25 protein-coding genes and 3 pseudogenes are annotated in these 25,440 nt (G+C 67.9%); 13 read left to right on the top strand and 15 right to left on the bottom strand.

Going from position 1 to position 25,440, the window contains the following annotated elements; all coding sequences use genetic code 11:
* Positions 1-144 precede the first annotated feature (144 nt).
* Together mdaB and Atro_RS16410 are read left to right on the top strand one after the other, a co-directional pair.
* Positions 145-735, top strand: coding sequence for an NADPH:quinone oxidoreductase MdaB (gene mdaB / locus Atro_RS16415; protein ID WP_497923940.1), 591 nt, complete (start codon positions 145-147; stop codon positions 733-735).
* Between the two features lie 166 nt (positions 736-901).
* Positions 902-1,147: a hypothetical protein gene (locus Atro_RS16410; RefSeq protein WP_497923938.1), complete on the top strand. Its 246-nt coding sequence runs from the start codon at positions 902-904 to the stop codon at positions 1,145-1,147.
* A 20-nt stretch (positions 1,148-1,167) separates the two neighbouring features.
* On the opposite strand, the gene Atro_RS16405 is transcribed toward Atro_RS16410, so the two are convergent.
* Together Atro_RS16405 and Atro_RS16400 are read right to left on the bottom strand one after the other, a co-directional pair.
* Positions 1,168-1,581, bottom strand: coding sequence for an archease (locus tag Atro_RS16405; protein WP_497923936.1), 414 nt, complete (start codon positions 1,579-1,581; stop codon positions 1,168-1,170).
* A 96-nt stretch (positions 1,582-1,677) separates the two neighbouring features.
* Positions 1,678-2,184 (bottom strand): annotated as a pseudogene (locus Atro_RS16400) (methylated-DNA--[protein]-cysteine S-methyltransferase); the annotation flags it as partial.
* Positions 2,185-2,366: 182 nt separating this feature from the next.
* Between Atro_RS16400 and Atro_RS16395 the strand changes: the two are divergent.
* Positions 2,367-3,419: an alpha/beta fold hydrolase gene (locus Atro_RS16395; RefSeq protein ID WP_497923934.1), complete on the top strand. Its 1,053-nt coding sequence runs from the start codon at positions 2,367-2,369 to the stop codon at positions 3,417-3,419.
* 13 nt (positions 3,420-3,432) lie between these two features.
* Here the strand turns inward: Atro_RS16395 and Atro_RS16390 are convergent, their stop codons facing one another.
* The 3 genes and pseudogenes from Atro_RS16390 to Atro_RS16380 all read right to left on the bottom strand — a co-directional run bounded on the left by Atro_RS16390 (position 3,433) and on the right by Atro_RS16380 (position 5,177).
* Positions 3,433-3,672 carry a hypothetical protein gene (locus tag Atro_RS16390; RefSeq protein ID WP_497923933.1) on the bottom strand — a complete coding sequence of 80 codons (240 nt, stop codon included), beginning with the start codon at positions 3,670-3,672 and terminating at the stop codon, positions 3,433-3,435.
* Complete coding sequence (locus tag Atro_RS16385) at positions 3,624-3,998, bottom strand: hypothetical protein (RefSeq protein ID WP_497923931.1); 375 nt, start codon at positions 3,996-3,998, stop codon at positions 3,624-3,626. Before Atro_RS16385 ends, Atro_RS16390 begins: the two co-directional genes overlap by 49 nt.
* A 10-nt stretch (positions 3,999-4,008) precedes the next feature.
* Positions 4,009-5,177, bottom strand: a pseudogene (locus Atro_RS16380) (zinc-dependent alcohol dehydrogenase).
* Between the two features lie 257 nt (positions 5,178-5,434).
* Between Atro_RS16380 and Atro_RS16375 the strand changes: the two are divergent.
* Positions 5,435-6,256 (top strand): bestrophin-like domain, encoded by an 822-nt coding sequence (locus Atro_RS16375; RefSeq protein ID WP_497923929.1) that lies wholly within the window; start codon positions 5,435-5,437, stop codon positions 6,254-6,256.
* A gap of 207 nt (positions 6,257-6,463) precedes the next feature.
* Complete coding sequence (locus Atro_RS16370) at positions 6,464-7,495, top strand: alpha/beta fold hydrolase (RefSeq protein WP_497923927.1); 1,032 nt, start codon at positions 6,464-6,466, stop codon at positions 7,493-7,495.
* A 92-nt stretch (positions 7,496-7,587) separates the two neighbouring features.
* Here the strand turns inward: Atro_RS16370 and Atro_RS16365 are convergent, their stop codons facing one another.
* Positions 7,588-8,709: a S1C family serine protease gene (locus tag Atro_RS16365; protein ID WP_497923925.1), complete on the bottom strand. Its 1,122-nt coding sequence runs from the start codon at positions 8,707-8,709 to the stop codon at positions 7,588-7,590.
* A gap of 221 nt (positions 8,710-8,930) precedes the next feature.
* Here Atro_RS16365 and Atro_RS16360 point away from each other — a divergent pair, with 221 nt between their 5' ends.
* Together Atro_RS16360 and Atro_RS16355 are read left to right on the top strand one after the other, a co-directional pair.
* Entirely contained in the window at positions 8,931-9,347 is a 417-nt protein-coding gene (locus Atro_RS16360; protein ID WP_497923923.1) for a CopG family transcriptional regulator, read from the top strand.
* A gap of 188 nt (positions 9,348-9,535) precedes the next feature.
* Positions 9,536-10,654 (top strand): extracellular catalytic domain type 1 short-chain-length polyhydroxyalkanoate depolymerase, encoded by a 1,119-nt coding sequence (locus Atro_RS16355; protein ID WP_497923922.1) that lies wholly within the window; start codon positions 9,536-9,538, stop codon positions 10,652-10,654.
* A 105-nt stretch (positions 10,655-10,759) separates the two neighbouring features.
* Here Atro_RS16355 and Atro_RS16350 read toward each other — a convergent pair whose 3' ends face one another.
* The 4 genes from Atro_RS16350 to Atro_RS16335 all read right to left on the bottom strand — a co-directional run bounded on the left by Atro_RS16350 (position 10,760) and on the right by Atro_RS16335 (position 15,787).
* Complete coding sequence (locus Atro_RS16350) at positions 10,760-11,140, bottom strand: VOC family protein (RefSeq protein ID WP_497923920.1); 381 nt, start codon at positions 11,138-11,140, stop codon at positions 10,760-10,762.
* Between the two features lie 311 nt (positions 11,141-11,451).
* Entirely contained in the window at positions 11,452-12,609 is a 1,158-nt protein-coding gene (locus Atro_RS16345; protein ID WP_497923918.1) for a UvrD-helicase domain-containing protein, read from the bottom strand.
* Positions 12,602-14,263: an ATP-dependent nuclease gene (locus Atro_RS16340; RefSeq protein ID WP_497923917.1), complete on the bottom strand. Its 1,662-nt coding sequence runs from the start codon at positions 14,261-14,263 to the stop codon at positions 12,602-12,604. Before Atro_RS16340 ends, Atro_RS16345 begins: the two co-directional genes overlap by 8 nt.
* A gap of 615 nt (positions 14,264-14,878) precedes the next feature.
* The gene (locus tag Atro_RS16335) at positions 14,879-15,787 is read right to left on the bottom strand and encodes a LysR family transcriptional regulator (protein ID WP_497923915.1); all 909 of its coding nucleotides are present in this window, start codon (positions 15,785-15,787) and stop codon (positions 14,879-14,881) included.
* 408 nt (positions 15,788-16,195) lie between these two features.
* Here Atro_RS16335 and Atro_RS16330 point away from each other — a divergent pair, with 408 nt between their 5' ends.
* Both Atro_RS16330 and Atro_RS16325 read left to right on the top strand, forming a co-directional pair.
* Positions 16,196-17,764, top strand: coding sequence for a heparinase II/III domain-containing protein (locus Atro_RS16330; protein WP_497923913.1), 1,569 nt, complete (start codon positions 16,196-16,198; stop codon positions 17,762-17,764).
* A complete protein-coding gene (locus Atro_RS16325; protein WP_497923911.1) occupies positions 17,719-18,429 on the top strand; it encodes a hypothetical protein in 711 nt (236 codons plus the stop codon). Before Atro_RS16330 ends, Atro_RS16325 begins: the two co-directional genes overlap by 46 nt.
* A gap of 37 nt (positions 18,430-18,466) precedes the next feature.
* On the opposite strand, the gene Atro_RS16320 is transcribed toward Atro_RS16325, so the two are convergent.
* The 4 genes from Atro_RS16320 to Atro_RS16305 all read right to left on the bottom strand — a co-directional run bounded on the left by Atro_RS16320 (position 18,467) and on the right by Atro_RS16305 (position 20,592).
* A complete protein-coding gene (locus Atro_RS16320) occupies positions 18,467-18,772 on the bottom strand; it encodes a tetratricopeptide repeat protein (RefSeq protein WP_131338980.1) in 306 nt (101 codons plus the stop codon).
* 109 nt (positions 18,773-18,881) lie between these two features.
* Positions 18,882-19,730, bottom strand: a complete 849-nt coding sequence (locus tag Atro_RS16315) for a sterol desaturase family protein (protein WP_497923909.1) — start codon at positions 19,728-19,730, stop codon at positions 18,882-18,884.
* A 13-nt stretch (positions 19,731-19,743) separates the two neighbouring features.
* The gene (locus Atro_RS16310) at positions 19,744-20,037 is read right to left on the bottom strand and encodes an EF-hand domain-containing protein (protein ID WP_497923907.1); all 294 of its coding nucleotides are present in this window, start codon (positions 20,035-20,037) and stop codon (positions 19,744-19,746) included.
* A gap of 24 nt (positions 20,038-20,061) precedes the next feature.
* Complete coding sequence (locus Atro_RS16305; protein WP_497923905.1) at positions 20,062-20,592, bottom strand: hypothetical protein; 531 nt, start codon at positions 20,590-20,592, stop codon at positions 20,062-20,064.
* Between the two features lie 204 nt (positions 20,593-20,796).
* Here Atro_RS16305 and ompR point away from each other — a divergent pair, with 204 nt between their 5' ends.
* The 3 genes from ompR to Atro_RS16290 all read left to right on the top strand — a co-directional run bounded on the left by ompR (position 20,797) and on the right by Atro_RS16290 (position 23,989).
* Complete coding sequence (gene ompR, locus Atro_RS16300) at positions 20,797-21,531, top strand: osmolarity response regulator transcription factor OmpR (protein ID WP_131338971.1); 735 nt, start codon at positions 20,797-20,799, stop codon at positions 21,529-21,531.
* Positions 21,528-22,835: an ATP-binding protein gene (locus Atro_RS16295; protein ID WP_497923903.1), complete on the top strand. Its 1,308-nt coding sequence runs from the start codon at positions 21,528-21,530 to the stop codon at positions 22,833-22,835. Before ompR ends, Atro_RS16295 begins: the two co-directional genes overlap by 4 nt.
* Positions 22,836-23,230: 395 nt before the next feature.
* Entirely contained in the window at positions 23,231-23,989 is a 759-nt protein-coding gene (locus tag Atro_RS16290; RefSeq protein WP_497923901.1) for a TorF family putative porin, read from the top strand.
* A 14-nt stretch (positions 23,990-24,003) separates the two neighbouring features.
* Here Atro_RS16290 and hpaI read toward each other — a convergent pair whose 3' ends face one another.
* The gene (gene hpaI / locus Atro_RS16285) at positions 24,004-24,804 is read right to left on the bottom strand and encodes a 4-hydroxy-2-oxoheptanedioate aldolase (RefSeq protein WP_497923899.1); all 801 of its coding nucleotides are present in this window, start codon (positions 24,802-24,804) and stop codon (positions 24,004-24,006) included.
* A 143-nt stretch (positions 24,805-24,947) separates the two neighbouring features.
* Here hpaI and Atro_RS16280 point away from each other — a divergent pair.
* A pseudogene (locus tag Atro_RS16280) lies at positions 24,948-25,322 on the top strand (GNAT family N-acetyltransferase); the annotation flags it as partial.
* Positions 25,323-25,440: the final 118 nt, after the last annotated feature.

Genomic DNA, 25,440 nt, shown 5'->3' with positions numbered 1-25,440 from the left:
GCGCCCACCGCCGGCGCCGATTCGTGACTCCGGATCACAGCTGCTGTGCCCCTGCCCCGGCTTAATGCCGCCGGCCGCTTCTCCGATACTGCCCGCCATCCCGGCCGCCCTGCGGCGGCCCCGACCCCTGTGCGGAGAAACTCCATGAAGATCCTGTTGATCAACGGCGGCCAGCGCTTCGCCCATTCCGGCGGACGCCTCAACGACACCCTGCACGAGGCGGCCCGCGCCCAGCTCGCCGAACTGGGCCACGCGCTGGAAGAAACCCGCATCGCCGCCGGCTACGACAGCGCGGCGGAAGTGCGCAAGATCCTCTGGGCCGACGCGCTGATCTACCAGATGCCCGGCTGGTGGATGGGCGCACCCTGGACGGTGAAGCAGTACCTCGACGAGGTGTTCACCGCCGGCCACGGCAGCCTCTACGCCAACGACGGGCGCAGCCGCCAGGACCCGGGCCGCCACTACGGCAGCGGCGGCCTGCTGCAGGGCCGGCGCTACATGCTGTCGCTGACCTGGAACGCGCCGCAGGCCGCCTTCGACGAGCCGGACAACTTCTTCGAAGGCCGCGGCGTGGACGGCGTCTACTTCCCCTTCCACAAGGCGCAGGAGTTTCTCGGCATGCAGGGCCTGCCGACCTTCCTGGCCACCGACGTGATCAAGGCGCCCGACGTGGAGCGCGACATCCGCGCCTACCAGGCGCACCTCGCCGAAGTGTTCGGCGCCGCCGAACGCTAGGAACGCTTCCGAAGGCCCGCCAGCGCCTTGGCGGGCCCGCGCAGCAGGTGCCGGCTGCAGGCTCCTTGCCCGGCTCCGGGCTGGAAAAACGGCGGACCGACACAAGGGAACGATCGCGAATGGCGCGGTCTCAACAGGGAGTCCGCCCCCAGCCGAGGAGACCGCCATGAAGCGACGCGATTTTCCGGAACATATCGCCTGGAGCGAAGCCCGCCTGAACGGGGACCATGCCCTGGCCTTCGTCGCCACCCGCTCCCGTAGCCCCGAGGCGGAAACCCATTTCCACCTGGTCTATGACGGCTCGCACTTCTGCCGCCTGTCGGAGGCCGACCTGGCGGCCGACGACGCCCTGGACAAGCTGGTGCGCTTCAAGCGAAACGGCGATCCGGTGTTCAGCTCGGCACTCTGCTGAGAGGCGCCGGCCGGGGCCGCTCAGACGTCCACCACCGCCTGCGCCAGCCACTGCCCGTCGGCCTGCCGCGCCACCTTCAGTTCGCAGAACGACACCCCCTTGGCCTCCGCCGCCGGCTGGTGGCGCGCCACGTCCAAAGGCTCGCCCCAGGCCGTGGCGTGCAGCCGCGCCCCCTCGATGTCCAGCTCGAAGCGCGAGAACAGCAGGTGCCGGGTGGCCATCGCGAAGATCAGCGCGTTCAGCCAGTCCATCAGCAGCAGCTCGGCATCCGGCGCCTCGCAGTCGATGGCCACGGCCTCGCGCGGCGCCACCGTGTCCGGATCGCAGATCGCCGCGGTCAGCGCCGTCGCCGCCCCGGCGAAGGCCTCGGCCAGGCTCGCGCCGCTGCCGCGCACGCCGATGTCGGCTTCATGGGAAAAGGTCTGCCAGGGCATGGGCCGCTGCTCCTGTCGGGGGATCGGGTCAGTCTGGAGCATTCCGCTCGCCGCCGCTCCCCGCCGGGGAGCAGGGAAACCGGCGGGCCGCCGCCCTCATGCCCGCTCACGCTCGAGCAGCGCCCGCTTGCGCTCCACACCCCAGCGGTAGCCGGACAGCCCGCCGTCGCGGCGCACCACCCGGTGGCAGGGAATCGCCAGCGCCAGGACGTTGGCGGCGCAGGCCCCGGCCACCGCGCGTACCGCCTGCGGCGCGCCGAGCCGCTCGGCCACCTCGCTGTAGCTGAGGCGGCGGCCCGGCGGGATCTGCCGCAGCACCGCCCACACCCGCTGCTGGAAGGCCGTGCCGCGGATGTCCAGCGGCAGGTCGAGGCCGGCTTGCGGCGCCTCGACGAAGGCCGCCACCCGGGCGGCCAGCCGCTCGACCGCGGCATCGCCGCCGCTCAGCTCGGCCGCCGGAAAGCGCGCCTGCAACTCGCGCCGCAGCGCCTCCGGCTCGTCGCCCAGCAGGATCGCGCAGACCCCGCGCCCGCTCTGCGCGACCAGCACGACGCCGAGCGAACACATCCCCACGGCGAAGCGGATCGCATCGCCGTGCGGCCCGACACTCTCCGGACCTTCCGCCATACCGCCCGCATGCATGGTTTTCATCTCGCCCCCTGCCCCGTTTCGCCGGGGCCGCATGAACTACTCTTCTTGCCGAGTGTAGATGGCAGGCGCCCCCAAGTGTCGGGCCGCCGCCGAATCGCCCTATTGCCGGAAAAACGAGACCGGACGGACCCGTCATGAACGCGTATGGCCAGATCGATCAGCTTCGCCGCCTGCAGGGCCGCTGGCTGGATACCCTGGGCCTGGGCCCGCAGGAAACGCCGTCGCGGGTGGTGCTCTCGGCGCCGCCCTTCACGCTCAGGGCCTACGGCTCGGCGGACCGGGCCGGCCCGCTCCTGCTGTTGCTGCCGGCACCGATCAAGCGCGCCTATATCTGGGACCTGGTTCCCGCGGCCAGTGTCGTGCGGCGGCTGCTGCGCCATGGCGCCGGCGTCTATCTGCTGCACTGGGAGAACCCCGGCGCCGGCGGGCAGGAACTCGGGCTGGCCGACTATGCCGACCGCTGCATCCTCCAGTGCCTGGATGCCATCGCCGCCGAACGCGGCCGGCGGCGGATCTTCCTGACCGGGCATTCGCTGGGCGGCAGCCTGGCGGCCATCTTCGCCGCGCTGCATCCCGAGCGGGTCCGCGGGCTGATCCTGCTCGAGGCGCCGATCCGCTTCGGTGCGCCGGCGGACGCCTTCACCCCGTTCGTCGCCCGAGCCCCCCACGCCCGCCGGGTCACCGACCTGCTGCACGAGGTGCCCGGCTCCTTCCTGAGCATGGCGGCCGCCCGCGCCGCCCCGGACAGCTTCGTCCGGGCCCGCTGGACCGACTGGCTGAACAGCCTCGCCGACCGCGAAGCCCTGCAGCGCCATCTGCAGGTCATCCGCTGGACGCTGGACGAGCTTCCCTTTCCCCGCCGGCTGTTCGAGGAGGTCATAGAGCTTTTGTATCGGGAAAACCGCTTCATGGCCGGAACCCTGCAGGTCCGCGGACGGCTGGCCACCCCGGCCCGGGTGAAGGCGCCCGTCCTCAGCGTGGTCGACCCGCGCTCGCACGTGGTGCCGCCCGATGCGGTGCTGCCGTTCCACGCCGCCGTCGGCAGCGGCGATGCGCAGCTGCTCCGCTACGAGGGCGACGTGGGGGTGGCCCTGCAGCATGTCGGAATCCTGGTCGGCAAGCGCGCGCACCGGGAAGTCTGGCCGCGCATCCTGCACTGGCTGGACGCCCACGCCGAGGCCGGCTAAGCGCCGGGCCCGGTCACCGGTCGGTATCGCTCAGCCTGATCGGCACCGGCGCGGGATGCGGCCCGCTGCCGATGTCGGCGCGCATGTCGGCCGGCGTCTCGAAGTCGCTGGCCGCGCCGCGCATGACCGCCACCGGGCGGGAAAAGCCGCTGCAGCGGCTGTAGTCGGCGATGTACGCATGCCGGGGCCGGACATGCCGCTCGCTCAGCGCGCGGGCCGCCATGGCGTCGACCATGGCGGTGCCCAGCACCACGGCCATCGCCGCCTTGACGTTGTCGCGCTTGGGGTTGTCCGGCGACAGGCCCGAGGCCAGCGTCGCCAGGTCCAGCGCATCCCGGCCACCCGGCCCCAGAGCGCCGGGGTGGGATTCACCCCCAGCGCGCCGAGCCCGGTGAGGATCTCGCGGGCGCCGGCGGCGCGCACCAGCGCCTCGGCGCCCTCCATGCCCAGGGAGCGGGTCACCAGGCGCGGCGAGGCCAGTTCCAGCAGCCCCAGGCCGAGGCTGAAATAGCCCAGGCCGCGGGCGACCCGGTCGGCGGTGGCCAGCGACGAGGTGGCGGACGTGTGCGAATGGTTCATGGCGATCCCCTCAAGGCTTGAGCACGACCTTGATGCAGTTGTCGAGCTTGTCGCGGAAGACCCGGTACATGTCCGGCCCCTGCTCCAGGCTCATGGTGTGGGTGATGACGAAGGACGGATCGATCTGCCCCTCCTCGATGCGCCGCAGCAGATCGTCGGTCCAGCGCCGGACATGGGTCTGCCCGGTGCGCAGGGTGAGACCCTTGTTCATCAGCGCGCCGAACGGCAGCTTGTCCACCAGCCCGCCATAGACCCCGGGACCGACAGCACCCCGGCCGGACGGCAGACGTAGATCATCTCGCGCAGCACGTGCGGGCGGTCGGTCTCGAGCATCACCGCCTGCTTGGCGCGGTCGTACATGGAGTCCAGCGAGCGGGTGGCGTGCGCCTCCAGGCCCACGGCGTCGATGCACTTCTCCGGGCCCTTGCCCTGGGTGAGCTCCTGAAGCCGCTCGAGCACGCTCTCCTCGTCGAAGTTGACGGTGATCGCCCCGCCGGCCGCGGCCATCGACAGCCGCTCCGGCACCCGGTCGATGCACACCACCTGGCGGGCGCCGAGCAGCACCGCGCTGCGCACGCAGAACTGGCCGACCGGCCCCGCGCCCCAGATCGCCACGGTGTCGGTGGGCTGGACGTCGCACTGCACCACGGCCTGCCAGCCGGTCGGGAAGATGTCGCCGAGAAACAGCACCTGCTCGTCGCTCAGGCTGTCCGGGACCTTGACGTGGGTGGTGTCGGCGAAGGGCACCCGCACGTATTCGGCCTGCCCGCCGGCATAGCCGCCGGTCAGGTGGGTGTAGCCGAACAGCCCGGCGGTGGCGTGGCCGAAGGCCTTGTCGCCCAGCGCCTTGTTGCGGTTGGTGCGCTCGCAGACCGAGAAGTTGCCGCGCCGGCACTGCTCGCACTCGCCGCAGACGATGGTGAAGGGCACCACGACGCGGTCGCCCACCTTGAGCCTTTTCGTGTCGGCGCCGACCTCCACCACCTCGCCCATGAACTCGTGGCCCATGACGTCGCCGTGCTCCATGCCGGGGATGAAGTGGTCGTAGAGGTGCAGGTCCGAGCCGCAGATGGCGCAGCTCGACACCTTGACGATGGCGTCGCGGGAATCTTCGATGCTCGGATCGGGGACCGTGTCGTAGCGGATGTCGTTTTTGCCATGCCAACAGAGCGCCTTCATGGATGATTCCCCTCGTGATGGTTGTCCCGACAGCGCGCAAGGCATCCCCTCGCGCCTGCCACCTGGCCGGACCTCGGGCATCGCCGCATCCTCGGCGACGTTAAGGGTGGGACAGCAGGAAAGCGGCGAAAGGTTCAGGCGGGGGGATGGACTGCAGTGCCCGGACCGGCCGCGCGCGGAGCGTCCCGGGGCCGCGACCGCCGGGGCGGAGACTGGGCACAACGCGTATAGGTAGGCGTATAGCGGCGGAGGTGGGTATGGGCTTCGAAACGATCTCCATCGGCAGCCTTTTCGCGATCACCGCCGTTCTCGTGGTGCTCGCCATCGAGGCCGGCTACTGGGCGGGACATGCCGTCCACCGGCACCGGGAGAATGAAAAGGAATCCGCGGTCGCGACGATAGTGAGCGCCAACATGGCGCTGCTGGCGTTCGTCCTGGCCTTCACCTTCGCCATCGTGTCCAACCTGTACGAGGCCCGCAAGACGCTGGTACGCGAGGACGCCAACGCGATTCGCACGGCGTTCCTGCGCGCCGATTTCCTGCCCGAGCCCGAGCGCGGGACGGCGCTGGAACTGTTCGCCGAATACGTCGACCTGCGCGTGAGGATGGCTCAAGGGCCCAGCCCGGAGAGCATCCGCCAGGGCCTGGTCCGCTCGGAGCGGATCCACCGGCAGCTCTGGGAGATGGCGCTCGCGCAAGCCCGCACGGGCACCCAGCCGGCCATCCCCAACCTCTACATCCCCGCCTTGAACGAGATGATCCGGGTTTATGCGCTGCGCGTGGACATCGCGCTGGAAACCCGGCTGCCCCGCAACATCTGGCTGGTCCAGTACACCCTGCTGGTCCTGGCCATGGCCGGGTTCGGCTACCAGATGGCCAATGCCGGCTCCCGGCGCTCCTGGGCGACGCCGTGCCTGGCGCTCTCGTTCGCCGTGGTGATCGCCCTGATCGCCTCGCTCGACCGGCCGATGAGCGGCTATTTCACCGCGCCGCAACAGCCGATGGCGGATCTTCAGGCCGAAATCGCCGCGGTCCTGCAAAGCCGCCAGCGGCGCCAGGACGGGCCGGGCCTCGAATGAAGCGGTGCGGGCGGCGCCCAGACCTCCAGGCTGGACACGCTCGCCTGGCTCTCCCCGCGCTTCACCGGCACGCGCTCCCGCCCGATGCCGCCGGTAAGCCGGCCTGAACCAAAGAGGAACGCACGGCATCTAGTCTTCGAGAGCCCCCGGAGCCTGGCGCAGTTCGCGCGCTCTCGTATGTCGCACACCGACAGCAAGGAGAGATCAATGAACGAGGACTCACCCCTGGCCACGATCCTGGTCCTAGTGGCGGTCGTCCTGATAGCCCTGGCCATCTACAACCTCTACCGGACACGCCAGGCGGAGCGCGAGCATCCGCCGGGCGGGATGTTCACCCATGTGGGGAAAGTGCGTCTGCACTATATCGAGCGCGGGGAAGGACCGCCCGTGGTGCTGTTGCACGGCAATGTGGTGACCGCCGAGGACTATGTGCTGAGCGGGGTGTTCGACCTGCTCGCCCAGCATCATCGGGTCGTCGCCTTCGACCGGCCCGGCTACGGCTATAGCGACCGTCCGCTCGGCAGCCTGTGGAGCGCGGCGAAACAGGCCGAGCTGCTCGATCGGGCCCTCGTGCAACTGGGCATCGTGCGCCCGATCGTGGTCGGCCACTCCTGGGGAACGCTGGTCGCGCTGCAGATGGCCCTGAATCGCCCCGAGCACGTGGCCGGGCTCGTGCTGCTGGGCGGCTACTACACGCCGACCGCCCGGCCCGACGTGCTGCTCGCCTCCCCGCCGGCGATCCCCATCCTCGGCGGCCTTCTCCGCTATACCCTGTCGCCGCTCATGGGCAGTGCCCTGCTGCCGCTGAACTTCAAGGCCATGTTCGCTCCGCTGCCGGTTCCGCAGCGTTTCAAGCGGGAATTTCCCTACCGCTTCCCGGTCAGGCCGGGGCAGATCCGCGCCGAGGCCCAGGATGCCGTCACCATGATCCCCACCGCGATGAAGCTGCGCCGCCGCTATCGCGAGCTGCGCTTGCCGATCACGATCATGGCGGGTACCGAGGATCTGATCGTCAGGCATGAACGGCACGCCAAGTGGTTCCACGCGCAGTTGCCCGGCAGCGATCTGCATCTGATCCCCGGCGCCGGGCACATGGTGCATTACGCGGTTCCCGAGCGGGTCGTCGAGGTGATCGAGCGCGTGGCTGCCGAGCCGGTGGTCACGCACGAGCCGAGCGATGCCGGGCAGGTCGAGGCCGCCGCGCCGGAATCGACGAAGCCCCGGCAGGGCCGCACATGAGGCGGGCCGCCGGCGCGTGCCGGGCGCGGCGCGAGCGGCCCCGGACCCTGCGGACGGCGGCGGGATAGGTGCCGGCTGTCGCCCCGGCGGGCTCACGTCCCCGGCTGCAACGGCACCTCGACTTCGCGCGTCTCGCCGCCGCGCATCACCGACAGGCGCACCACGTCGCCGACCCGGTAGTCGTCCAGGCGGGCCAGCAGTTGTTCGACCGAGTCGACGGTCTTGCCGTCGACGGCGGTGATGATGTCGCCGGGCACGATGCCGCCGTCGCGGGTGAAGCTCGCCCCGTCGAGTCCCGCCGCTTCGGCGGCGGAGCCCGGCGGCACGCCGATGACGAAGACGCCCTGGATGCCGGTCAGCTCGCCGAGACGCTGGTTCAGCCCCGGGTCCAGCTCGACGCCCAGGCTGGGCTGCACGTATTTGCCGGTGCCGATGAGCTGGGGCACGACGCGGTTGACGGTGTCCACCGGCACCGCGAAGCCGATCCCGGCGGAGGCGCCGCTCGGGCTGTAGATCGCGGTGTTGATGCCGATCAGCCGGCCGGCCGAGTCCAGCAGCGGCCCGCCGGAGTTGCCCGGGTTGATCGCCGCGTCGGTCTGGATCAGGTGGTTGATCGAGGGGCCGCCCTCCCCCGAAAGGGTGCGGTCCAGGGCGGAAACGATGCCGGTGGTCAGCGTCCAGTCGAGGCCGAAGGGGTTGCCGATGGCGAAGACCTTCTGGCCCACCCGCAGGTCGCGACTGCCGCCCAGGGGCACCGGCGGCGGACGCTTGAAGCCCACGCCGATCCTCAGCACGGCGATGTCGTGCTCGCGGGAGACGCCCACCAGGGCGGCTCTGAAGGTGCGCCCGTCGGCCAGCTTGACGGTGGCCTCGCTGGCGCCTTCCACCACGTGGAAGTTGGTGACGACATGCCCGGCATCGTCCCAGATGAACCCCGAGCCCGTGCCGCGCGGCACCGAGAAGACGTTGCGGGTCCAGAAGTCCATGACCTGCGCCCGGGTGGTGATGAACACCACCGAGTCGCGGGCCTTCTCGAACAGCTCAATGGTGGACTTCTCGTCCGCCGCCAGGTCGCCGCGGGCCTCGACCAGCCGCGGCGCGGCGTCCGCGCCGCCGGACCCGCCGTGGAAATCCGGCACGCCGCGCCAGAGCACGGTCAGCAGGCCGGCGGCCAGCGTGACGCCGAGCAGACGGACGAGGAAAGGATCGCGCATGAAAGGACTCCTTGAGTGGGGAAATGGACGGATTCTAGGGCCTGGCAGCGTTCCTCTTCAGCCGCCCGAAGCGCTCCCGGTGCCGCCGCGCACGTCGGGCCGGGGCGGCGAGTACCGCTCGTCCGCTGCCCCGACCGTTGGGGAGAGTTCCTCGCGTCCGGCCTTGATTTGGCTGTCGAGCGGTCCAACCTACCATCCATATGGATGGCGAGGGGATGGTCATGAGCATTCACGAACTGCGCCCGAAGGGCGGCGACACGACGGAAAAGATCACCATCAACCTCGGGGTCGTCGACCTGGGGCAGATCGACCTGCTGGTCCAGGAGGGTTTCTATTCGAACCGCACCGATTTCATCCGTACGGCGATCCGCAACCAGCTGGCGACGCATGCCGAGGTGATCCGCGCCACGGTGGCCCGCAAGACCTTCGTCCTCGGCCTGCAGCACTACACGCGCCGCGACCTGGAGGCCGTGCAGGCCGCCGGGCAACGGCTCCGGATCCAGGTGCTGGGACTGGCCAGCATTGCCACGGACGTGCCTCCCGAACTCGCGCGGGCGACGATCGACTCGATCGTCGTGCTCGGCGCGCTCCATGCCAGCGCCGCGGTGAAGGCCGCGCTGGCGGACCGAATCCGCTGACCGCACCAGCGGCCCAAGGAGATTCGCAGCATGAAGACCCAACGCGATTCCGCTTTGCTCGAAGCTACCCAGCTGACCCGCTCCGGCCGGCTGCGCGAAGCCACCGAACTCATCCAACATACGCTGGGCGGCCGCCCGGCGCCACGGACCGCGGCCAGAACCGCCCCGCCGGACGATGCCGGGGAAGAGTGTTCGAAGGCAGCTTCCGGCGCATCGATAGCGGCCCGTGTGCGCCGGCCGGCACGGCGCCGGACGCCGAGCGGGAGGCGGCAGGTCCCCGGGAGGCGCCCGAGGCCGTCGGCGAGCCGCTCTTTCGCGCGTCGCGCTTCGGCGCCAGCCTGCGCGAGAACTTGGCCAGGTTCCGCGGAGCGGCGCCGGCCTTCGAGCCGCCCGGCTCCCGGGAAGCGCCCGAGACGCTCGCCGAGGGCGCCCGGTTCATTGACGGCGCATACAGCAACCCCGCGGGAACCCGCAGCTACAAGCTGTATGTGCCGAGTGGCTATGCCGGGCAGCCGTTGCCCCTGGTCGTCATGCTGCATGGCTGCACGCAGAATCCGGACGATTTCGCCGCCGGCACCCGCATGAACGAGCTCGCCGAGCAGGAACCCTGCCTGGTGCTCTATCCGGCCCAGTCGAGCACGGCGAACTGTTCGCGCTGCTGGAACTGGTTCAATCCGGCGGACCAGCGTGCCGACCAGGGCGAACCCTCGCTGATCGCCGGCATGACGCGCAGCATCGCGGCCAGCTACCAGGTCGACTCGCGGCGCATCTACGTCGCCGGCCTGTCGGCCGGCGGCGCCATGGCCGCGACGATGGCGATGACCCACCCCGACCTGTATGCCGCGGCCGGCATCCATTCCGGCCTGCCCCACGCCGCCGCGCACGATCTGCCTTCCGCGTTCGCCGCGATGCAGCAGGGCGCCAGGGGCGCCGAACACGCCCATCCGGTGCCGATCATCGTCTTCCACGGCGATCAGGATACGACCGTGCATCCGGGCAATGGCGACCAGGTGATCGTCCAGTTTGCGCCGCCCGCTGCCCGGCCCCATGCCACCAGGCCCGCAGGCGAAACGCAGGCGCAGGTGAAGGTGGAACGGGGCCAGGTGCCGAACGGGCATGCTTACACCCGCACCCTCTACCATCACCCGAGCGGCTCGCCGCACGTCGAGCAATGGACGATCCACGGCGCGGGCCACGCCTGGTCGGGGGGCAGTTCCCGCGGCTCCTATACCGATCCGCGGGGCCCGGATGCGAGCAAGGAAATGCTGCGCTTCTTCCTCGCGCACCCGGCCGAGCCGATGGGCTGAGCGCGGTTTTCCACGCGCGCGCCGCTCCCGCCGCACCGCGGGTGCGGTCCCAGACGGCATAGCCGACGCCGCAAGTCAGCGCGCCCGGCAGCAGGCTGCGGGCGCTCAGGACGCCGGCTCGGAAATCTCGATCAGGTTGAGGTCCGGGTCGCGCACATAGATCGAGCGGATCGGCCCGGTCGCGCCGGTGCGCATCACCGGCCCCTCGACGACCGGCCAGTTCATCCGCTGCAGGTGGGCGATCACCGCCTCCAGCGGCTGGCTGGCGATGAAGCACAAATCCAGCGCGCCGGGCACCGGCAGGTGCGCCCTGGGCTCGAACTCGCGGCCGCGCACGTGCAGGTTGATCTTCTGGTTGCCGAAGCGGAAGGCGACACGGCCGTGGCCGAAGGCCTCCAGACGCATGCCGAGCACCTGGGTATAGAAGTGCGTGGTGGCCTGCGGATCGGTGGCGGTCAGTACCAGGTGGTCGAGGTGGTCGATCATCGGGATCTCCCGGGGCGTGGCGCCCGGCCGTCGGCCTTGCCGGGTGCGGCGGAATTGGCAAGCATGGGGCCGTCCCGCCCGGAGTCTGCCATGTCCCTGCCCGACCCGAACCTGCTGGTTGCCCTCAATAGGCCCTCATACACGGAACGTCCGCTGCTGGCCGGTGTGCCTACTGTAACAACCGGCGGTTTTGGGTTGACTTCTAGCCCTCGGTACTGGCGACTGTCGCCCCCAAACCGGCCGGTCGCTCCAGACAACAAGCGGCCAAAAGCAGCCCCTCTTCATCACCGCGCAGTAACACGAAGCCACGGTCAAGCGGTAGGCTTCGTCCAAACCGGAAAACGTAATCCCTCTGCTTTCTTGTCCGACACGATGAACCCCAGGCTGTACCTCGCCCGCGTGATTGCAACGTACATCTTGTTCTGCGCCGTCTCAGCATCCGCAGGGAAAGGAGTCATGCCATCTAAGACGAAATGCATCTGGCTATCTGCTGGCAAAATCAGCACGCGATCAAAACCCAATCCTTTGCTGCTGCCAAAGTTGTAGCAGCGAGCCTGGTCAGGAAGAATCTTTTTCCCGGAAGCGACGCTCCAGCGCAGTACCATAGGGTCATACGTCGTGATGTAATCGGTGACGTCCGATTGCTTAACGATGAATGCGCCCAGATGGTGAGTTAACTCAGGCGGGATATCTCCGACGGCTGATTTAGTCGCTTCGTAGACGCCCTTATGCACCGCATCAGCGATCGTACAGATCGCTTGGATGCACCTCCAGTTGAGTACGAGTGCCTCCTCTTTGAAGCCCATGGACTTGAACGCTGCAATCTTCTCTGCGGCTGTTTGAGGTGACTTGTGGCCAAATGTTGTCTCGTACACAGTCTGTCGAAAGTCGCCCACGCAGGTGATGGGTGACTTCATTGACTTGTTCAGAACCTTGAGTACCTCGTAATCCCATCCAACTAAGTCTTGCACCTCATCGAAGTAAACTTGGCTGTAAATATCGCCGAGACGAACCGCAGCAGCATTTTTCGTGAGCTTCGCGATTCGGGTAGCCAGCTTCGCCAGGAAGCCCGTATGGGCCTTCGTCTTACACTGAGTCAGGAAGTAATTAGGATTATAGCTTTTATCCTCCAGTTGCTCTTTTCGCCCAGGCAATATGTAGGTTGATCCCGGCCTCAGATGAGGATTTCGCTCATTGAAGAATATGCTATCGATTCGCTGCGTAAACAGCACTTGCTGATACGGCCTAACCATGTCTTCTAGGTAGAATGAGAATAGGCCTTTCACTACGAACCGATCACTATGCCTACCGAAAGCAGCAAGGAATCGGCGCAATAGTTCCTGCTGGTTGCTAGTGGTGTAGGTCACCACCAGTACCTTGCCCCCACGCTCGATCTCCGCAATCGACTCGGTGATAATCTTGCGGGTCTTGCCTGACCCTGCGCCGGCTATACAAAGCGTGTTAGGCAAAGCTCAGCACCTCATCGAGAAAGACGGGATACTTGAATGGCTCGGTGGTCTCAAACAACTTGATTGCCGAGTCGACCTTCTTTTTTCCCTTGCCATCGCCACTCGCGCTCCTGAACCAGCCGACGATAAATTCACGCTTGCTATCGAATGTCGGCTCCGCGACTAGCAGATTGTAGGTCTGGTTCGAAAGCACGATTTTCGCAAATGCCAACAGCTCTTTTTCCGATGTGGAGTTTGCCGAGATCATGGCTGGCTCCAACGAAAACTCATTGTCATCAGTAGATGAGACGAGCTTGATATTTGGGTATACCGCGTACTCTTTTTTCGCTTCTATGATGTTACTGGCATAATCACCATCATTATCCCGCAGCACATTCACCGCAGTGCCAATCTCTTTCCCTATCTCAATGAAAGTTTTGAAGCCCACTCCGCGCACGACGATGATGTCGATCCCATCCTGCTCAGGCAGACGGCCATTATTTTTGTCTTGGTAAATTTTCTTTAGCACTAACTCATCAGATGGGCCTTCTACCAAAACTACCTTTCTGGACAGCGCAACGCGCAGCGTATCATAGCCTGGCAAACGCTTAAGAGTCTTTACTACTCCTTTATCTAAGAGGTGCAGCCGCTTATATGAATCTTGGAGCAAGCAGATCTTGTTAATGCTTAGCTTATTTAACACATAAGAACTGTGGGTGGTAAGGAATAGTTGCTTTCCGTCCCTCTGATCCTCTATATCTTGTATAAGCCTGCTAAGTTCAATATGGGAAAGGTGATTCTCTGGCTCCTCCATCATCACAAGGTCAATGTCTTTCGACTTATTGTGGAGGGCCAACTTAATCTGAACCTTACTCTGCTCACCCTTTCCAATCATGTGAAAAGGCACAGCATCTACCTCAAGCTGCAAGCCGTTCTGCAACGCGCCGGCCGGCATTGTATTAACGGCTATGGTCAGTCTTTTGTCAGTGATCTTATTTTCTGAGTCCAAATCCTTATTAACTGCTTTCGCCTCGTTTGTATTATTGAAGGACTGCAGTATCTCGCGGTAGTTGAGGCTAAGGCGGTACTCTTCTTCCTTCTTTAGCGCGGTATTCAGGACATTTGAGATATACTGATTCTTGCCGAATGCGGGATGAATGCGGGCTGGGTCGATATAGAGCGCCCTGAATTTTTTGGCCATTGGCTTTATGACGTTCCAAGCAAAATCCATCCACTCGATTTTGTAGAACTCCACTGGGATACTGGTTATCGAAGCTCCGGAATCCAAGTAGTCTTGGTAGGCATCTGTAAAATCTGGATCGAAGCTCGCTTTTACCTGAACCCCCTCAGCATCTTTCAGCAGGCTGTTGTTCGTGCCTCGGTAATCAGGCACGTTCCTCATATACGCCTCAATCACGATAACTGGCAAATCTGCAGGGGTCCTCGGGGAGCCAAGGAAGGCAGCGACTGCGTCGTTATTGAATAGGTCAGGAGAAAACTCACTACTGAATGGCCGACCGCGATGCTGGAAGTTGAGCACGATTTCCAATGCTTCCAATATCGTGCTTTTTCCAGCATTATTATCGCCAATGAAGATATTTACATCCTCGTTAAAATCAAATATTTGATCTTTGAATTTTTTGAAATTCAGCAAACGAAGTGACTCTACGAGCACCTTTCAACTCCCTATGAGGTGGCGGCGGATAAGTGGCGCAATGCCACTCGCAGCAAAACACTATTGTGAAAAATATTTATTGTCCAGTGCAGAAGCGAATCGACTCTGGCCGAGGGGTGATGCGTTTTAAAGACTTATGAAAGGCATGTTGCATTATCAGAAGTGAATCGCCCCTGGTATTCCTAGAGGTTGTGAGGTGCGCAAATGGCTCATTAACCGCCGCTTCCGAGGGGCCGCCTCTGGCCGATTCTGTTGAAAAAGTCGCATCCGACGGTTTCGAGGCATTTTCAGGGGGTACTTGACCCCTTACCCAAGGGGAGATCGTCGCGTATACGCGATTCTAGGAGGTCGGTTTTCCTGAGAGTCTGCGTGTCTCCTTCGAAAACCGACTTTTTCAACAGAATCGGCCGGTTCTTGCCTCTCACAACGAGCCGGCTGAGGATGTGGAGCCTCGTCGATGCACCCATCCTCCCGGTCATCCCCGGATGAAACGCTATTTTCGAGACTCTACTTCCCGCCGTCACACTCCTTCGCCGAGCTGACCCCGAAGCCCCCGTTCCGCTCCCGGGCCCTCTCGATCATCGCGACGAAGTCTTCGCCCCCAAGCAACGTGCCCTAACCCGCAGTCCCTTCGCGCAGCAGGAACTGCCACAGCTCGCGCGCCTCGGGCAGCAGCGCCTGTTCCGACTTGACGCCGACCCACAGGGTACGGCTGGCCCAGTCGTCGGTCAGCGGGATGGCGCGCAGGCCGGCCTTCAGAAGCTCGCCGTGCACCACGCCCTCGGGCACCACGCCGATCCCGAGTCCCGCCTCGACCATCCGGCCGATGGCGTCGAAGCTGCCGACCTGCATGCGCAGGCGGAGGATGCGCTGCGCGGTCACCGCCGAGTCGATCAGCAGGCGCAGCAGCGAGGTGCCGTGGGCGAGGCTGATGTAGTCGTAGGCCAGGGTGTCGACGAAGGCGATCTTGCCGAACTTGGCCAAAGGGTGTCCGACCGGCACCAGCAGGACCAGGCGGTTCTGCCGGTAGGGCCGCAGCTCCAGGGTCGGCGCCGGCACGTTGTCGGCGAACACCCCCAGGTCGATCCGCCCGCTGTCCAGCGCCGCGATGATCTCCTCGCTCAGCCGCTCCTCCAGGCTGATGCGCACCTGCGGCCGCTCGCCGAGGAAGGCCGCCAGGTCGTGCGGCAAAAACTGCAGCACCGCCGAGGTGTTGGCCCACAGGCGCAGGTGGCCGCGCACGCCGGTGGCGAACTCGCCGATGTCGGCGGCCATGCGGTTGACGTTGTCGAGAATGACGCGGGTGTGCTCCAGAAGCTCCTGGCCGGCCGGCGTCAGTTCGAGGCCGCGCGGCTGGCGGATGAACAGCGGGCAGTCGATGGTCTTTTCCAGATCGCAGATGCGCTTGCTCACCGCCGACAGGGTGAGGTGGGCGCGCTCGGCCGCACGGGTCAGGCTGCCCAGCTCGGCGGCCAGCAGAAACACCCGCAGCGACTGCAGATCGAAATGGAGAGGATTGGTCATGACTGCGGCAAGCTCCCGAAGGCTGTGAAACCGAACATACGCCGAACTCGGTGCGGAATCTCATCCCGCCGTCTTCTGGCGATGGCCGGCAGGAATCGTCCGGCCGACCTGCGGCAGGCGAAGCGGTCGAGGGGGGTGGCGATGGGGGTAGGCACGTTACGGCGCGGCATAATGGCACATCGGGCGGAAAAGCGGACCCACCACGCCCGGCCTTCTTGCACGGAGGTCCTGCCGGAGGAACGCACGGCCACAGCGCCGGTACCGGCGCCTTGGCCTTCTTCCTTCGCCTTGCATGGAACCCGATCGGTCGAGGCCCTCTAAGGGCAAGGCCCGTTTCGATTGCCGCCGGGCAGAACGCCTGGCCGGCCATGGCCGACCGGACTACCAGACGATAAAGGAAGAGCGCCGATGCAAAGACTGCCAACCACCCTGGGCCTGCTCGCCGCCCTGCTGCTTTCGGGACCGGCCGATGCCCTGGCTGCCGAGACGGCAAGCGCCGGCCCCGTGCTGTTAAAGGAGGCCGGAGCGCGGCCGATCCAGGGCGATTACCCGCTGTTCGCCGGCGAGCGGAAGCGTCTGGAAGCGCTGGTCGGGACGGCCATGCGCGCCGGCATCGACGTGCCGGTGCCCAAGGACCCCGGCGGCGGCTTCAGCCACGAGCAGCACAAGCGCAACTACATGGCGCTCTACGGCGCCGGCCTGCTGTACCGGGTCACCGGCGACGGCGCCTACGCCGACTACGCGCGGCGCCTGCTGCTGGAGTACGCGAAACTCTATCCGACCCTCGGGCCGCACCCGGCCGCCAGCGGCGACTCGCCGGGACGGCTGTTCTGGCAGAGCCTCAACGACAGCGTCTGGCTGGTCTATGCGGTGCAGGGCTACGACGCGATCCGCGCCAGCCTCTCCGCCGAGGACCGGCGGATCATCGACGAACAGGTGTTCCGCCCGATGGCAGCGTTTCTCTCCGAAGGCCAGCCGCAGGTGTTCGAGCTGATCCACAACCACGCGACCTGGGCCTGCGCCGCGGTCGGCATGACCGGCTACGTGCTGCACGACGACGAACTGGTGGCCAGGGCGCTGAACGGCCTGGACAAGAGCGGCCGCACCGGCTTCCTGCGCCAGGTCGACCAGTTGTTCTCGCCCGACGGCTACTACACCGAAGGCCCCTACTACCAGCGCTACGCCCTCATGCCCTTCGTGGTCTTCGCCCAGGCGATCGAGAACCACGAGCCCGCGCGCCGGATCTTCGCCTATCGCGACGGCGTGTTGCTTGAGGCGATCCGCAGCACCGTCCAGCTCAGCCAGGGCGGCTACCTCTTCCCTCTCAACGACGCCCTGCGCGACAAGAGCCTGAAGACCGACGAGCTCTACCAGGCGATCGCCATCGGCTATGCGGCGACCCGCGATCCGGCCTTCCTGTCCGTCGCCCGCTGGCAGGGGCGCACCACCCTCACCCCCGAAGGGCTGCTGGTCGCCCGCGACCTGGCCGAGGGCAAGGCGCAGCCCTTCCCCTTCGCCTCCCGCTTGTTCCGCGACGGCCCGGCCGGCGAGCGCGGCGCCGTCGCGGTGCTGCGCGCCGGGCCGGGCGAACGGGACCAGACGCTGGTCGTCAAGAACAGTGCCCAGGGCATGGGCCACGGGCATTTCGACAAGCTGGGCTGGATGCTCTACGACGACGGCGCCGCGGTCGTCGACGACTACGGTTCGGCGCGCTTTCTCAACGTCGAGTCCAAGGACGGCGGCCGCTATCTCAAGGAAAACCAGAGCTGGGCCCGGCAGACCGTCGCCCACAACACCCTGGTGGTGGACGAAACCAGCCACTTCGACGGCCAGTGGAAGGTCGGCGAGAAGACGGCGCCCCGTCAGCTGTTCTTCTCGGCAGACGGGCCGACGCGGGTCAGCACCGCGGAAATGGACGGCGCCTACCCGGCGTGCGCTTCCGCCGCACCCTGGCGCAAGTGGAGATCGACGGCCTAGCCGGCCCCGTGGTGCTCGACCTGCTGCGCGTTTGGGGCAGTCAGCCGGCGCGCTACGACCGGCCCCTGCACTACGCGGGACAGATCACCGCGGTGGGCTTTCCGCTGCAGTCGAACCCGGCACAGCGACCGGTGCTGGGCAGGGCCAACGGCTACCAGCACCTCTGGGTGGATGCCACCGGCACGCCGCAGGCCGGCAACGCGACCCTGACCTGGCTGAACGGCCGGCGCTTCTATACCTACCGCCTGCTGCCGCCCGCCGGGGCGAAGCTCATCCTCGCCGAGAGCGGCGCCAACGACCCGCACTTCAACCTGCGCCGCGAACCGGTGCTGATCGAGCGCCTGGAGAACGCCACCGACGCCAGCTTCGTCGCCGTGCTCGAACCGCACGGGCTGTACGACCCGGAGGCGGAGACGGTCGCCGACAGCGACAGCCGGATCGCCGCGCTGCGCCATGTCCGCGCGGCGGACGCCGATCTCGTCAGCCTCGCACTGCTCGACGGCCGCACGCTGACCCTGGCCATCGCCGACGACGCCGAGGCGGCGAAAACGCACCGGGCCGAACTCGACGGCAAGCCGCTCGAATGGCGCGGCCATGTCGGGCGCTTCGATGAGCCGGCTGCCGGGGAAACGCGATCGGAAATGGCCTCAAGGGAACGCCGGTAACGACCGCCGCCGTTCGGCAGCCCCGCAGCGGCTAGCGCTACCGGTCCAGCCGCTTGAGGAACACCGTCATTTCCTTCTCCGCCTGCCGGTCGCCATGCCGGCGGGCGGCCTCCAGGCCACGCTCCCAAGCCTGCCGGGCGCCGTCCGGGTCGCCGGCGGCCTGCAGCGCCTTGCCGAGCAGCTTCCAGGCGGCAGAGTAATTCGGGTCGAGTTCCACGCAGCGGCGCAGATGCCCGGCGGCACGCGGCGCGTCGCCGGCATCCAGGTAGCCCTTGCCGAGGCCGAAGCGCAGCAGCGGGCTGTCCACGCCCTGGGCGAGCATCTTTTCCAGCGATTCGAGCATGTCGACCTCCGTCGGGTCCGCGGGACGGCCACCCCGAAGGGCGCGGGCCGCAGCGAGTATAGGCGGCCCGCCGGCAGGCCGGCGCCTCGCGGGACGGCCGGCCCACGCCTCAGGGCGGCCCGACCAGCACCCCCAGGCGGGCGCGCAGGCCCCGCGCCCGGAGCAGGTCGCGGCCCAGCTCCAGCCAACCGTGCAGGGCGATGCGCAGCGGGTTGTAGCTGTGCAGCGGCCTGGTGAGGCCGTAGCGGATGGGGATCTCCGGGCGGTACTCGACGAAGGTGCCGAACAGCCGGTCGAAGACGATCAGCACGCCGCCGTAGTTGCAGTCCAGGTATTCCGGGTTGCTGGCATGGTGCACCTTGTGGTGGGTGGGCGTGTTCAGCAGCCACTCCAGCGGGCCGAGCCGGGGCATCCAGGGCGCGTGCACCCAGAACTGGTAGAGCAAGTTGAGCGTCACCGCGGCGGTCACCGCCAGCGGCGGGAAGCCCAGCCAGACCAGCAGCACGTAGAACAGCCCGTTGCCGGCCAGCCTGCCGGTCCAGCCCAGGCGCAGGGCGGTGGCCAGGCTCAGCTGGTTGGGCGAGTGGTGCACCGTGTGGCTGGCCCAGAACCAGCGGACCCGGTGCGCCATCCGGTGATACCAGTAATAGAGAAAGTCCTGGCCGAGGAACAGGGCGACGAAGGCCAGCGGGGTGGACATCTCCAGGGTCTGCAGGCGGTGCTCCCAGGCCAGCACGAACAGCGGCGCCACCAGGGAAAGGCCCAGGGCGTCCACGCCGCGGCGGATCAGCGCGTCGGCGAACGAGGCGGCGCTGGCCCGCCAGTCGTAGGAGCCCGGCCGGAGCAGGCTGCGCGCCAGCCCCTCGACGCAGGCGATGCCGACCAGCACGAGGAAGGCCGCGGCGAACCAGGGCAGCGCCTGCGGCCCCAGGGTGTCGCGTATCGTTTCGATGGGCATGGCGGTTCCTCCTTTATTGGGCGCCCTTGCGCCGGGCCATCTGCGCCTGGGCGAAGCTCTTGAGCTGCTCCAGGCTGACCGAACCCTGCCCCTCGGCGTCGATCGCCGCGAAGTGGCGGGACACGAAGGGCATGCCGGCCTTGGCCTCCTCGGCGCTCAGACGGCCGTCGCCGTCGCGGTCGGCGCTGGCGAAGCGCTGCTGCAGCTCGGCCTGCAGGCGTTCGCCGCGGGCCGGCTCGGCGAGGGCGACGCCGGCCGTGGCGAACAGGGCGCAGGCGAGGATAACGGGGATGAAAGGGGTACGCATGGCGTTTCTCCTGTGAAAGGCTAATCAGCGCGAGGGGCAGGCGATGCTGGCGCCGCTGGCGTCCAGGCAGGCGACGCTGCGGGTCAGGCCGCCGTCCCGGCTGTAGCTGGTGCTGCCCTGCAGGCTGTTGCCGGTGGCCGCGTTGGTGAGGCTGGTGGAACGGTTCTGGCTCAGCCCCGACTCGGCGGAGTAGGTCAGGTTGCCGTTGCTCTGCAGGCTGCTGCCCTGGCTGCCGGTGGCGGACAGGCTGCGTTCGTTCTGCCGGCTGCCGTCGTCGCTGCGCGAACGGCTGGCGCGGCGCTCGAGGCTGCCGCCGTCGCTGTCCTGCAGGCTGGCACCGCGGGCGGCACTGGCATTGCCCTGGCCGTCGGCGACCATGACGCGGCCGCGCTGCAGGCTGCCGCGCTGCCCCGCGTGGCGCTCGAGCTGCGTGGCGCTGCCGCCGCCCTGGCCGTTCGTGCGGACCACGCGGCGCTCCTCGGCCTGGGCGTCGGCGAACGCCAGGCCGGCGGACAGGGCGAGCAGGGCGGCGAAGATGGGTGACAGGGATTTCATGGGATGGACTCCTCTTGAGTGGATGTCGTCGTCTGGCGGCGGAAGCCACTATCGGCGGGAGCCGTGAGCGAACCGTTGCCGGCGCCGGGCAATGCGTGACAATCGGTGAGCGGCGGGCGCTTCTGTAACCCTTTGTCATGGATTGCCCGGGCGCAGGGGTGGCTCCTGCGTCACCCTCACGGCGCAACCGACGGGAGAGAGGAAATGGGCGAGGCCCTGGGAAGAATTCTGGTGGTCGATGACGAGCACGACCTGCGCGCGCTGCTGCAGCGCTATCTGAGCGACCAGGGCTATGCGGTGCGCACCCTGGACGGCGGCCAGCGGCTGGAGCACCTGCTCGGCCGCGAGCGTTTCGACGTGCTGGTGCTCGACGTGATGATGCCCGGCGAGGACGGCCTGTCGCTGTGCCGGCGCCTGCGCGCGCAGGGCGAGACCATTCCCATCGTCATGCTCACCGCCCGCGGCGATCCGCTGGACCGCATCATCGGCCTGGAGATGGGCGCCGACGACTACCTGCCCAAACCCTTCAACCCGCGCGAGCTGCAGGCGCGCATCGAGGCGCTGATCCGCCGCCAGCGCATGCTCGGCGCCCACAGCGGCCCGCTGCCGGGCGACGGACGGATCGGCTTCGGTCCCTTCAGCCTGCACCTCGGCGAACGGCGCCTGAGCCGCGACGGCCGCGACATCCCCCTGACCAGCGGCGAGTTCGCCCTGCTCCAGGCGCTGGCCCGGCATCCACGGCGGCCCCTCGGCCGCGACCGGCTGATCGAGCTGAGCCGCGGCCGCGACCACGAGGCCAGCGACCGCAGCATCGACGTGCAGGTCATGCGCCTGCGCCGGGCGATCGAGGACGATCCGGCGCAGCCGCGCTACATCCGGACGGTCTGGGGGCTGGGCTACCTGTTCATGCCCGACGGCCGCGCGGAGGACCAGCCATGAGGCTGCTGCCGCGCAGCCTGTTCGGCCGCAGCCTGCTGCTGATCGCCCTGCTGATCCTGCTCGGCCAGCTGGGCGGGGCGCTGCTCGCCCGCCGGCTGATCCTCGAACCGCGCCTGGAACAGATCGCCGCCGGCGTGGCACACAATGCGACGGCCCTGCGCGCCACCCTGCTGGCGTTGCCGCCGGCGCAGCGCGCGGCCTTCGTCGCCCGCTTCAACGCGCAGGCCCTGGCCGGCCACAGCATCGCCGGCGGCGACGGGCCGCCCACCCCGCTGCCGCCGCTGGAGCGCAGCTTCGCCCGGCGCCTGGCCGAGCGTCTGGCCGGCGACGACCTCGAGGTGCACTGGCTGCGCGAGGCCGGAGGCGGCCCGGTGCTGCGCCTGCGCCTGGAGGGCGAGGACCTTTGGCTGGCGGTGCCGGGCATCCTGGCGGAGCGCCTGTTCACCGGCACATGGCTGCTCGCCTCGCTGGGCGCCGGGCTGCTGGCGCTGGCCGGCGCCCTGGCGATCCAGCGCCGCCTGAACCGGCCCCTGACCCGCGTGGTGCAGGCCGCCGAGTGCCTCGGCCGCGGCGGCGAACCGGAGCCTCTGGCGGACGATGGGCCGGAGGAAACCGCCAGCCTCAGCCGCAGCTTCAACCGCCTGCGCGACAGCCTCGCGCGCAACGAGCGCGAGCGCGCCCTGATGCTGGCCGGCCTCTCCCACGACCTGCGCACGCCGCTGGCCAAGCTGAGCCTGGGCGTGGAGATCCTCGCCGGCCGCGACGAGCCTGAGGTGGCCGCCAGCCTGCGGCGCAGCATCGCCGAGATGGACGCACTCGTCGGACAGTTCCTCGACTTCGCCCGCGACAGCCGCGAGGAACCGGCGGTGGCCGGCGAGCTCGACGTCCTGGCCCGGGAAGTGGCGGCCGCCTACGCCGACCACGGCCAGCCGCTGCAGCTGGAGCTGGGTGCGCCGCCGCCGGTGCGGATGCACCCGGCGGCGCTGCGCCGGGCACTGACCAACCTGCTGGAGAACGCCTGGCGCCACGGCCGCCCGCCGGTCCGCCTGCGCAGCGGCATGGACGGCGACAGCGCCTGGCTCGAGGTGATCGACAGCGGCGCAGGCCTCGGCGGACGGGACGCCGAGGCGCTGAAGCAGGCCTTCCGCCGTGGCGAGCACGCCCGCGGCGGAGCGCCGGGCGCCGGCCTCGGCCTGGCCATCGCCGAGCGCATCGCCCGCGAGCACGGCGGCCGCCTGGAACTGTCCGAGCGGCCCGGCCCGGGCCTGCGGGCGCGGATCGGCCTGCCCCTGCAGCACGGCTGAAAGCGGGCAGCGGATACAGCCCCCGCCCTCTCCTGAAGCAGCCTGGGTGCTGCCCGCACCAGCTCCGTCCACCGCTCCGTTATCACCCGAGCCCGCCCTGCAGCCCCCTGCCGGATCACTCCCCCGGACACATGCTCCGTCGCAGGGCCAGGGCTGCCTGCCGGCAGTGCAGCCTCGCCATGTCCTCCGGGAGCAGGCGCACCGGGACGATGCACGCCTCGGGCTCAATACGCCATAAGTGGTGCAGAAAACCCCTGAAAAGCGCAAGGAAATCTCTTTTTCAGAAGTTTTTTGATGGTTGGCAAGCCCTGTGCTTATCTCAAAAACAGCCTTACCGGATCATCCTCCAGACCTGCGCGCCCCGCGCGCACCGCAACCCCAAGGACAGACGAGTCATGTTCAAGAAAACGACCCTCGCCCTCACCACCGCCGGCGCCATGGCCGGCACCTGCATCGCCGTGGCGGGGACGACGGTGGACACGCCGCTGGGCGAGTTCAGCATCAGCGCCAACGCCACCCTGGCCTCCGAGTACATCTTCCGCGGCATCTCGCAGACCAAGGGCGACACGGCCATCCAGGGCGGGCTGGACATCGTCCACGAGAGCGGGCTGTACGTCGGCGCCTGGGTCTCCAACACCGACTACGAGACCTCGGACGCGACCACGGAACGTGACTACTACTTCGGCTACAGCAACAAGCTCACCGAGGAGCTGACCTTCGACGTGGGCTGGCTCAAGTACGACTACCCGGGCGACGACCTCGGCAACGCCGACCTGAACTACAGCGAGTACTACGGCAGCCTCTCCGCCTACGGCTTCAAGGTCGGCGTCAACTATTCCGACGACTACAGCCACGACAACACCGCCGTCTATTCCTACGTCGGCTACAAGCGCGACCTGCCCTATGGCGTGGGGCTGTCCCTGCGCGTCGGCAAGTACGACTTCAAGGACGACTCCTTCTACAAGGACGGCGCGACCCAGGGCGAGGACTCCTACTACGACTGGTACGTCGGGGTGAGCAAGGAGTTCGTCGGCCTGCAGTTCGGCCTGGCCTATACCGAGACCGACCTGAAGAACGAGGAGTGCGAGAACTACACCGGCAACGAGACCTACTGCGACGCCAACATCGTCGCCTCGATCTCCAAGACCTTCTGATCGCGGCCGGCGCCTCAGTAGCCGCCGCCGTTCCCCGCGGGTTCCGCGGTGCCGCCCTTGAAGCGGCCCGCCAGGGCCTTCATCGCGCGCATCAGCAGGCTGGTGTCGACGCCCACGGCGACGAAGGCGCAGCCCAGCTCCAGGTAGCGGCGCGCCCGCGCCTCGTCCGTGGCGAGGATGCCGGCGGCCTTGCCGGCGCGGCGGATGCGGGCGATGGCGTCCTCGATGGCCGCCACCACCGCCGGATGGCCCGGTGCGCCGCGATGGCCCATGGAGGCGGAAAGGTCCGCCGGGCCGACGAAGATTCCGTCCACCCCCTTGACCGCGGCGATGGCGTCGAGATTCTCCAGCCCCCTGACACTCTCCACCTGGACCAGCAGGCACATCTGCGCGTCGGCCGCGTCCAGGTAGTCGGGGATGCTGTTCCAGCGCGAGGCACGCGCCAGAGACGCGCCGACCCCGCGGATGCCGTGCGGCGGGTAGTGCATGGCGGCGACCAGCTCGCGGGCCTGCCCGGCGCTCTCCACCATGGGCACCAGCAGGGTCTGCGCGCCGATGTCGAGCAGTTGCTTGATCAGCACCGGATCGCCGACCGGCGGGCGGACCACCGCCTGGCCGGCGTAGGGCGCCACCGCCTGCAACTGGCCGAGCAGCGAGCGCAGGTCGTTGGGCGCGTGCTCGCCGTCGAGCAGCAGCCAGTCGAAGCCGGCATTGGCCGCCAGTTCGGCGCAGTAGGGATCGGCCAGGCCGACCCAGACGCCGATCTGCGCCTCCCGGGCTAGGCGCTGCTTGAAGGTGTTGACGGGCATCTGCATGGTTCGCTCCTTGGCAGGCGAAGGGAAGGAGGGCCGGGGCCGGGATCGGGCGCTATCATGCCGGCCTGCCGGCAACGGCCCTGCCATCGAAGGTTAAGCCCGCCGCGTCCCCGGTAGAAGCCCGGCCAGGCGCCTGCCGGCCCATGTCCCCCTCAGGAGAAACGCCCATGGAGATCCGCCCCGCCACGTCCGCCGACATCCCGGCGCTGTGCCGCCTGCTCGACCAGCTGTTCGCCCAGGAGGCCGAGTTCAGCCCCGACCGCGAGGCGCAGCAGCGCGGCCTGGCGGCGATCATCGAAAACCCGGATGTCGGCGAGATCCTGCTCGCCGAGGAGGACGGACGGACCTTCGGCATGGTCAACCTGCTCTACACGATCTCCACCGCCTTGGGCGCGCCGGTGGCGCTGCTCGAGGATATGGTGGTGGACGACGCGGCCCGCGGCCGGGGCCTCGGCACGCAGCTGCTGGAGGCGGCCATTGCCACAGCGCGCCGCCGCGGCTGCCGGCGCATCACGCTGCTGACCGACGCCGACAACCTCGACGCCCAGCGCTTCTACGCCCGCCAGGGCTTCGCCCGCTCGCCGATGATCCCCTGCGCCGGGCGCTCGATCCGGCGTAGGAGCCAGCTTGCTGGCG

It is taken from the genome of Azotobacter tropicalis (assembly GCF_059739045.1).
The sequence above is the reverse complement of the archived record's forward strand: the minus strand, read 5'-3'. Positions and strand labels throughout refer to the sequence as shown.

Excerpts from the sequence above, each read along its gene's own strand:
- Atro_RS16305 (WP_497923905.1), bottom strand. The coding sequence starts at position 20,592 with ATGAAATCCCTGTCACCCATCTTCGCCGCCCTGCTCGCCCTGTCCGCC.
- Atro_RS16315 (WP_497923909.1), bottom strand. The coding sequence starts at position 19,730 with ATGCCCATCGAAACGATACGCGACACCCTGGGGCCGCAGGCGCTGCCC.
- Atro_RS16410 (WP_497923938.1), top strand. The coding sequence starts at position 902 with ATGAAGCGACGCGATTTTCCGGAACATATCGCCTGGAGCGAAGCCCGC.
- Atro_RS16310 (WP_497923907.1), bottom strand. The coding sequence starts at position 20,037 with ATGCGTACCCCTTTCATCCCCGTTATCCTCGCCTGCGCCCTGTTCGCC.
- mdaB (WP_497923940.1), top strand. The coding sequence starts at position 145 with ATGAAGATCCTGTTGATCAACGGCGGCCAGCGCTTCGCCCATTCCGGC.
- Atro_RS16385 (WP_497923931.1), bottom strand. The coding sequence starts at position 3,998 with ATGAACCATTCGCACACGTCCGCCACCTCGTCGCTGGCCACCGCCGAC.
- Atro_RS16365 (WP_497923925.1), bottom strand. The coding sequence starts at position 8,709 with ATGCGCGATCCTTTCCTCGTCCGTCTGCTCGGCGTCACGCTGGCCGCC.
- Atro_RS16375 (WP_497923929.1), top strand. The coding sequence starts at position 5,435 with ATGGGCTTCGAAACGATCTCCATCGGCAGCCTTTTCGCGATCACCGCC.
- Atro_RS16320 (WP_131338980.1), bottom strand. The coding sequence starts at position 18,772 with ATGCTCGAATCGCTGGAAAAGATGCTCGCCCAGGGCGTGGACAGCCCG.
- Atro_RS16295 (WP_497923903.1), top strand. The coding sequence starts at position 21,528 with ATGAGGCTGCTGCCGCGCAGCCTGTTCGGCCGCAGCCTGCTGCTGATC.
- Atro_RS16405 (WP_497923936.1), bottom strand. The coding sequence starts at position 1,581 with ATGCCCTGGCAGACCTTTTCCCATGAAGCCGACATCGGCGTGCGCGGC.
- ompR (WP_131338971.1), top strand. The coding sequence starts at position 20,797 with ATGGGCGAGGCCCTGGGAAGAATTCTGGTGGTCGATGACGAGCACGAC.
- Atro_RS16395 (WP_497923934.1), top strand. The coding sequence starts at position 2,367 with ATGAACGCGTATGGCCAGATCGATCAGCTTCGCCGCCTGCAGGGCCGC.
- hpaI (WP_497923899.1), bottom strand. The coding sequence starts at position 24,804 with ATGCAGATGCCCGTCAACACCTTCAAGCAGCGCCTAGCCCGGGAGGCG.
- Atro_RS16350 (WP_497923920.1), bottom strand. The coding sequence starts at position 11,140 with ATGATCGACCACCTCGACCACCTGGTACTGACCGCCACCGATCCGCAG.
- Atro_RS16330 (WP_497923913.1), top strand. The coding sequence starts at position 16,196 with ATGCAAAGACTGCCAACCACCCTGGGCCTGCTCGCCGCCCTGCTGCTT.
- Atro_RS16360 (WP_497923923.1), top strand. The coding sequence starts at position 8,931 with ATGAGCATTCACGAACTGCGCCCGAAGGGCGGCGACACGACGGAAAAG.
- Atro_RS16290 (WP_497923901.1), top strand. The coding sequence starts at position 23,231 with ATGTTCAAGAAAACGACCCTCGCCCTCACCACCGCCGGCGCCATGGCC.
- Atro_RS16335 (WP_497923915.1), bottom strand. The coding sequence starts at position 15,787 with ATGACCAATCCTCTCCATTTCGATCTGCAGTCGCTGCGGGTGTTTCTG.
- Atro_RS16370 (WP_497923927.1), top strand. The coding sequence starts at position 6,464 with ATGAACGAGGACTCACCCCTGGCCACGATCCTGGTCCTAGTGGCGGTC.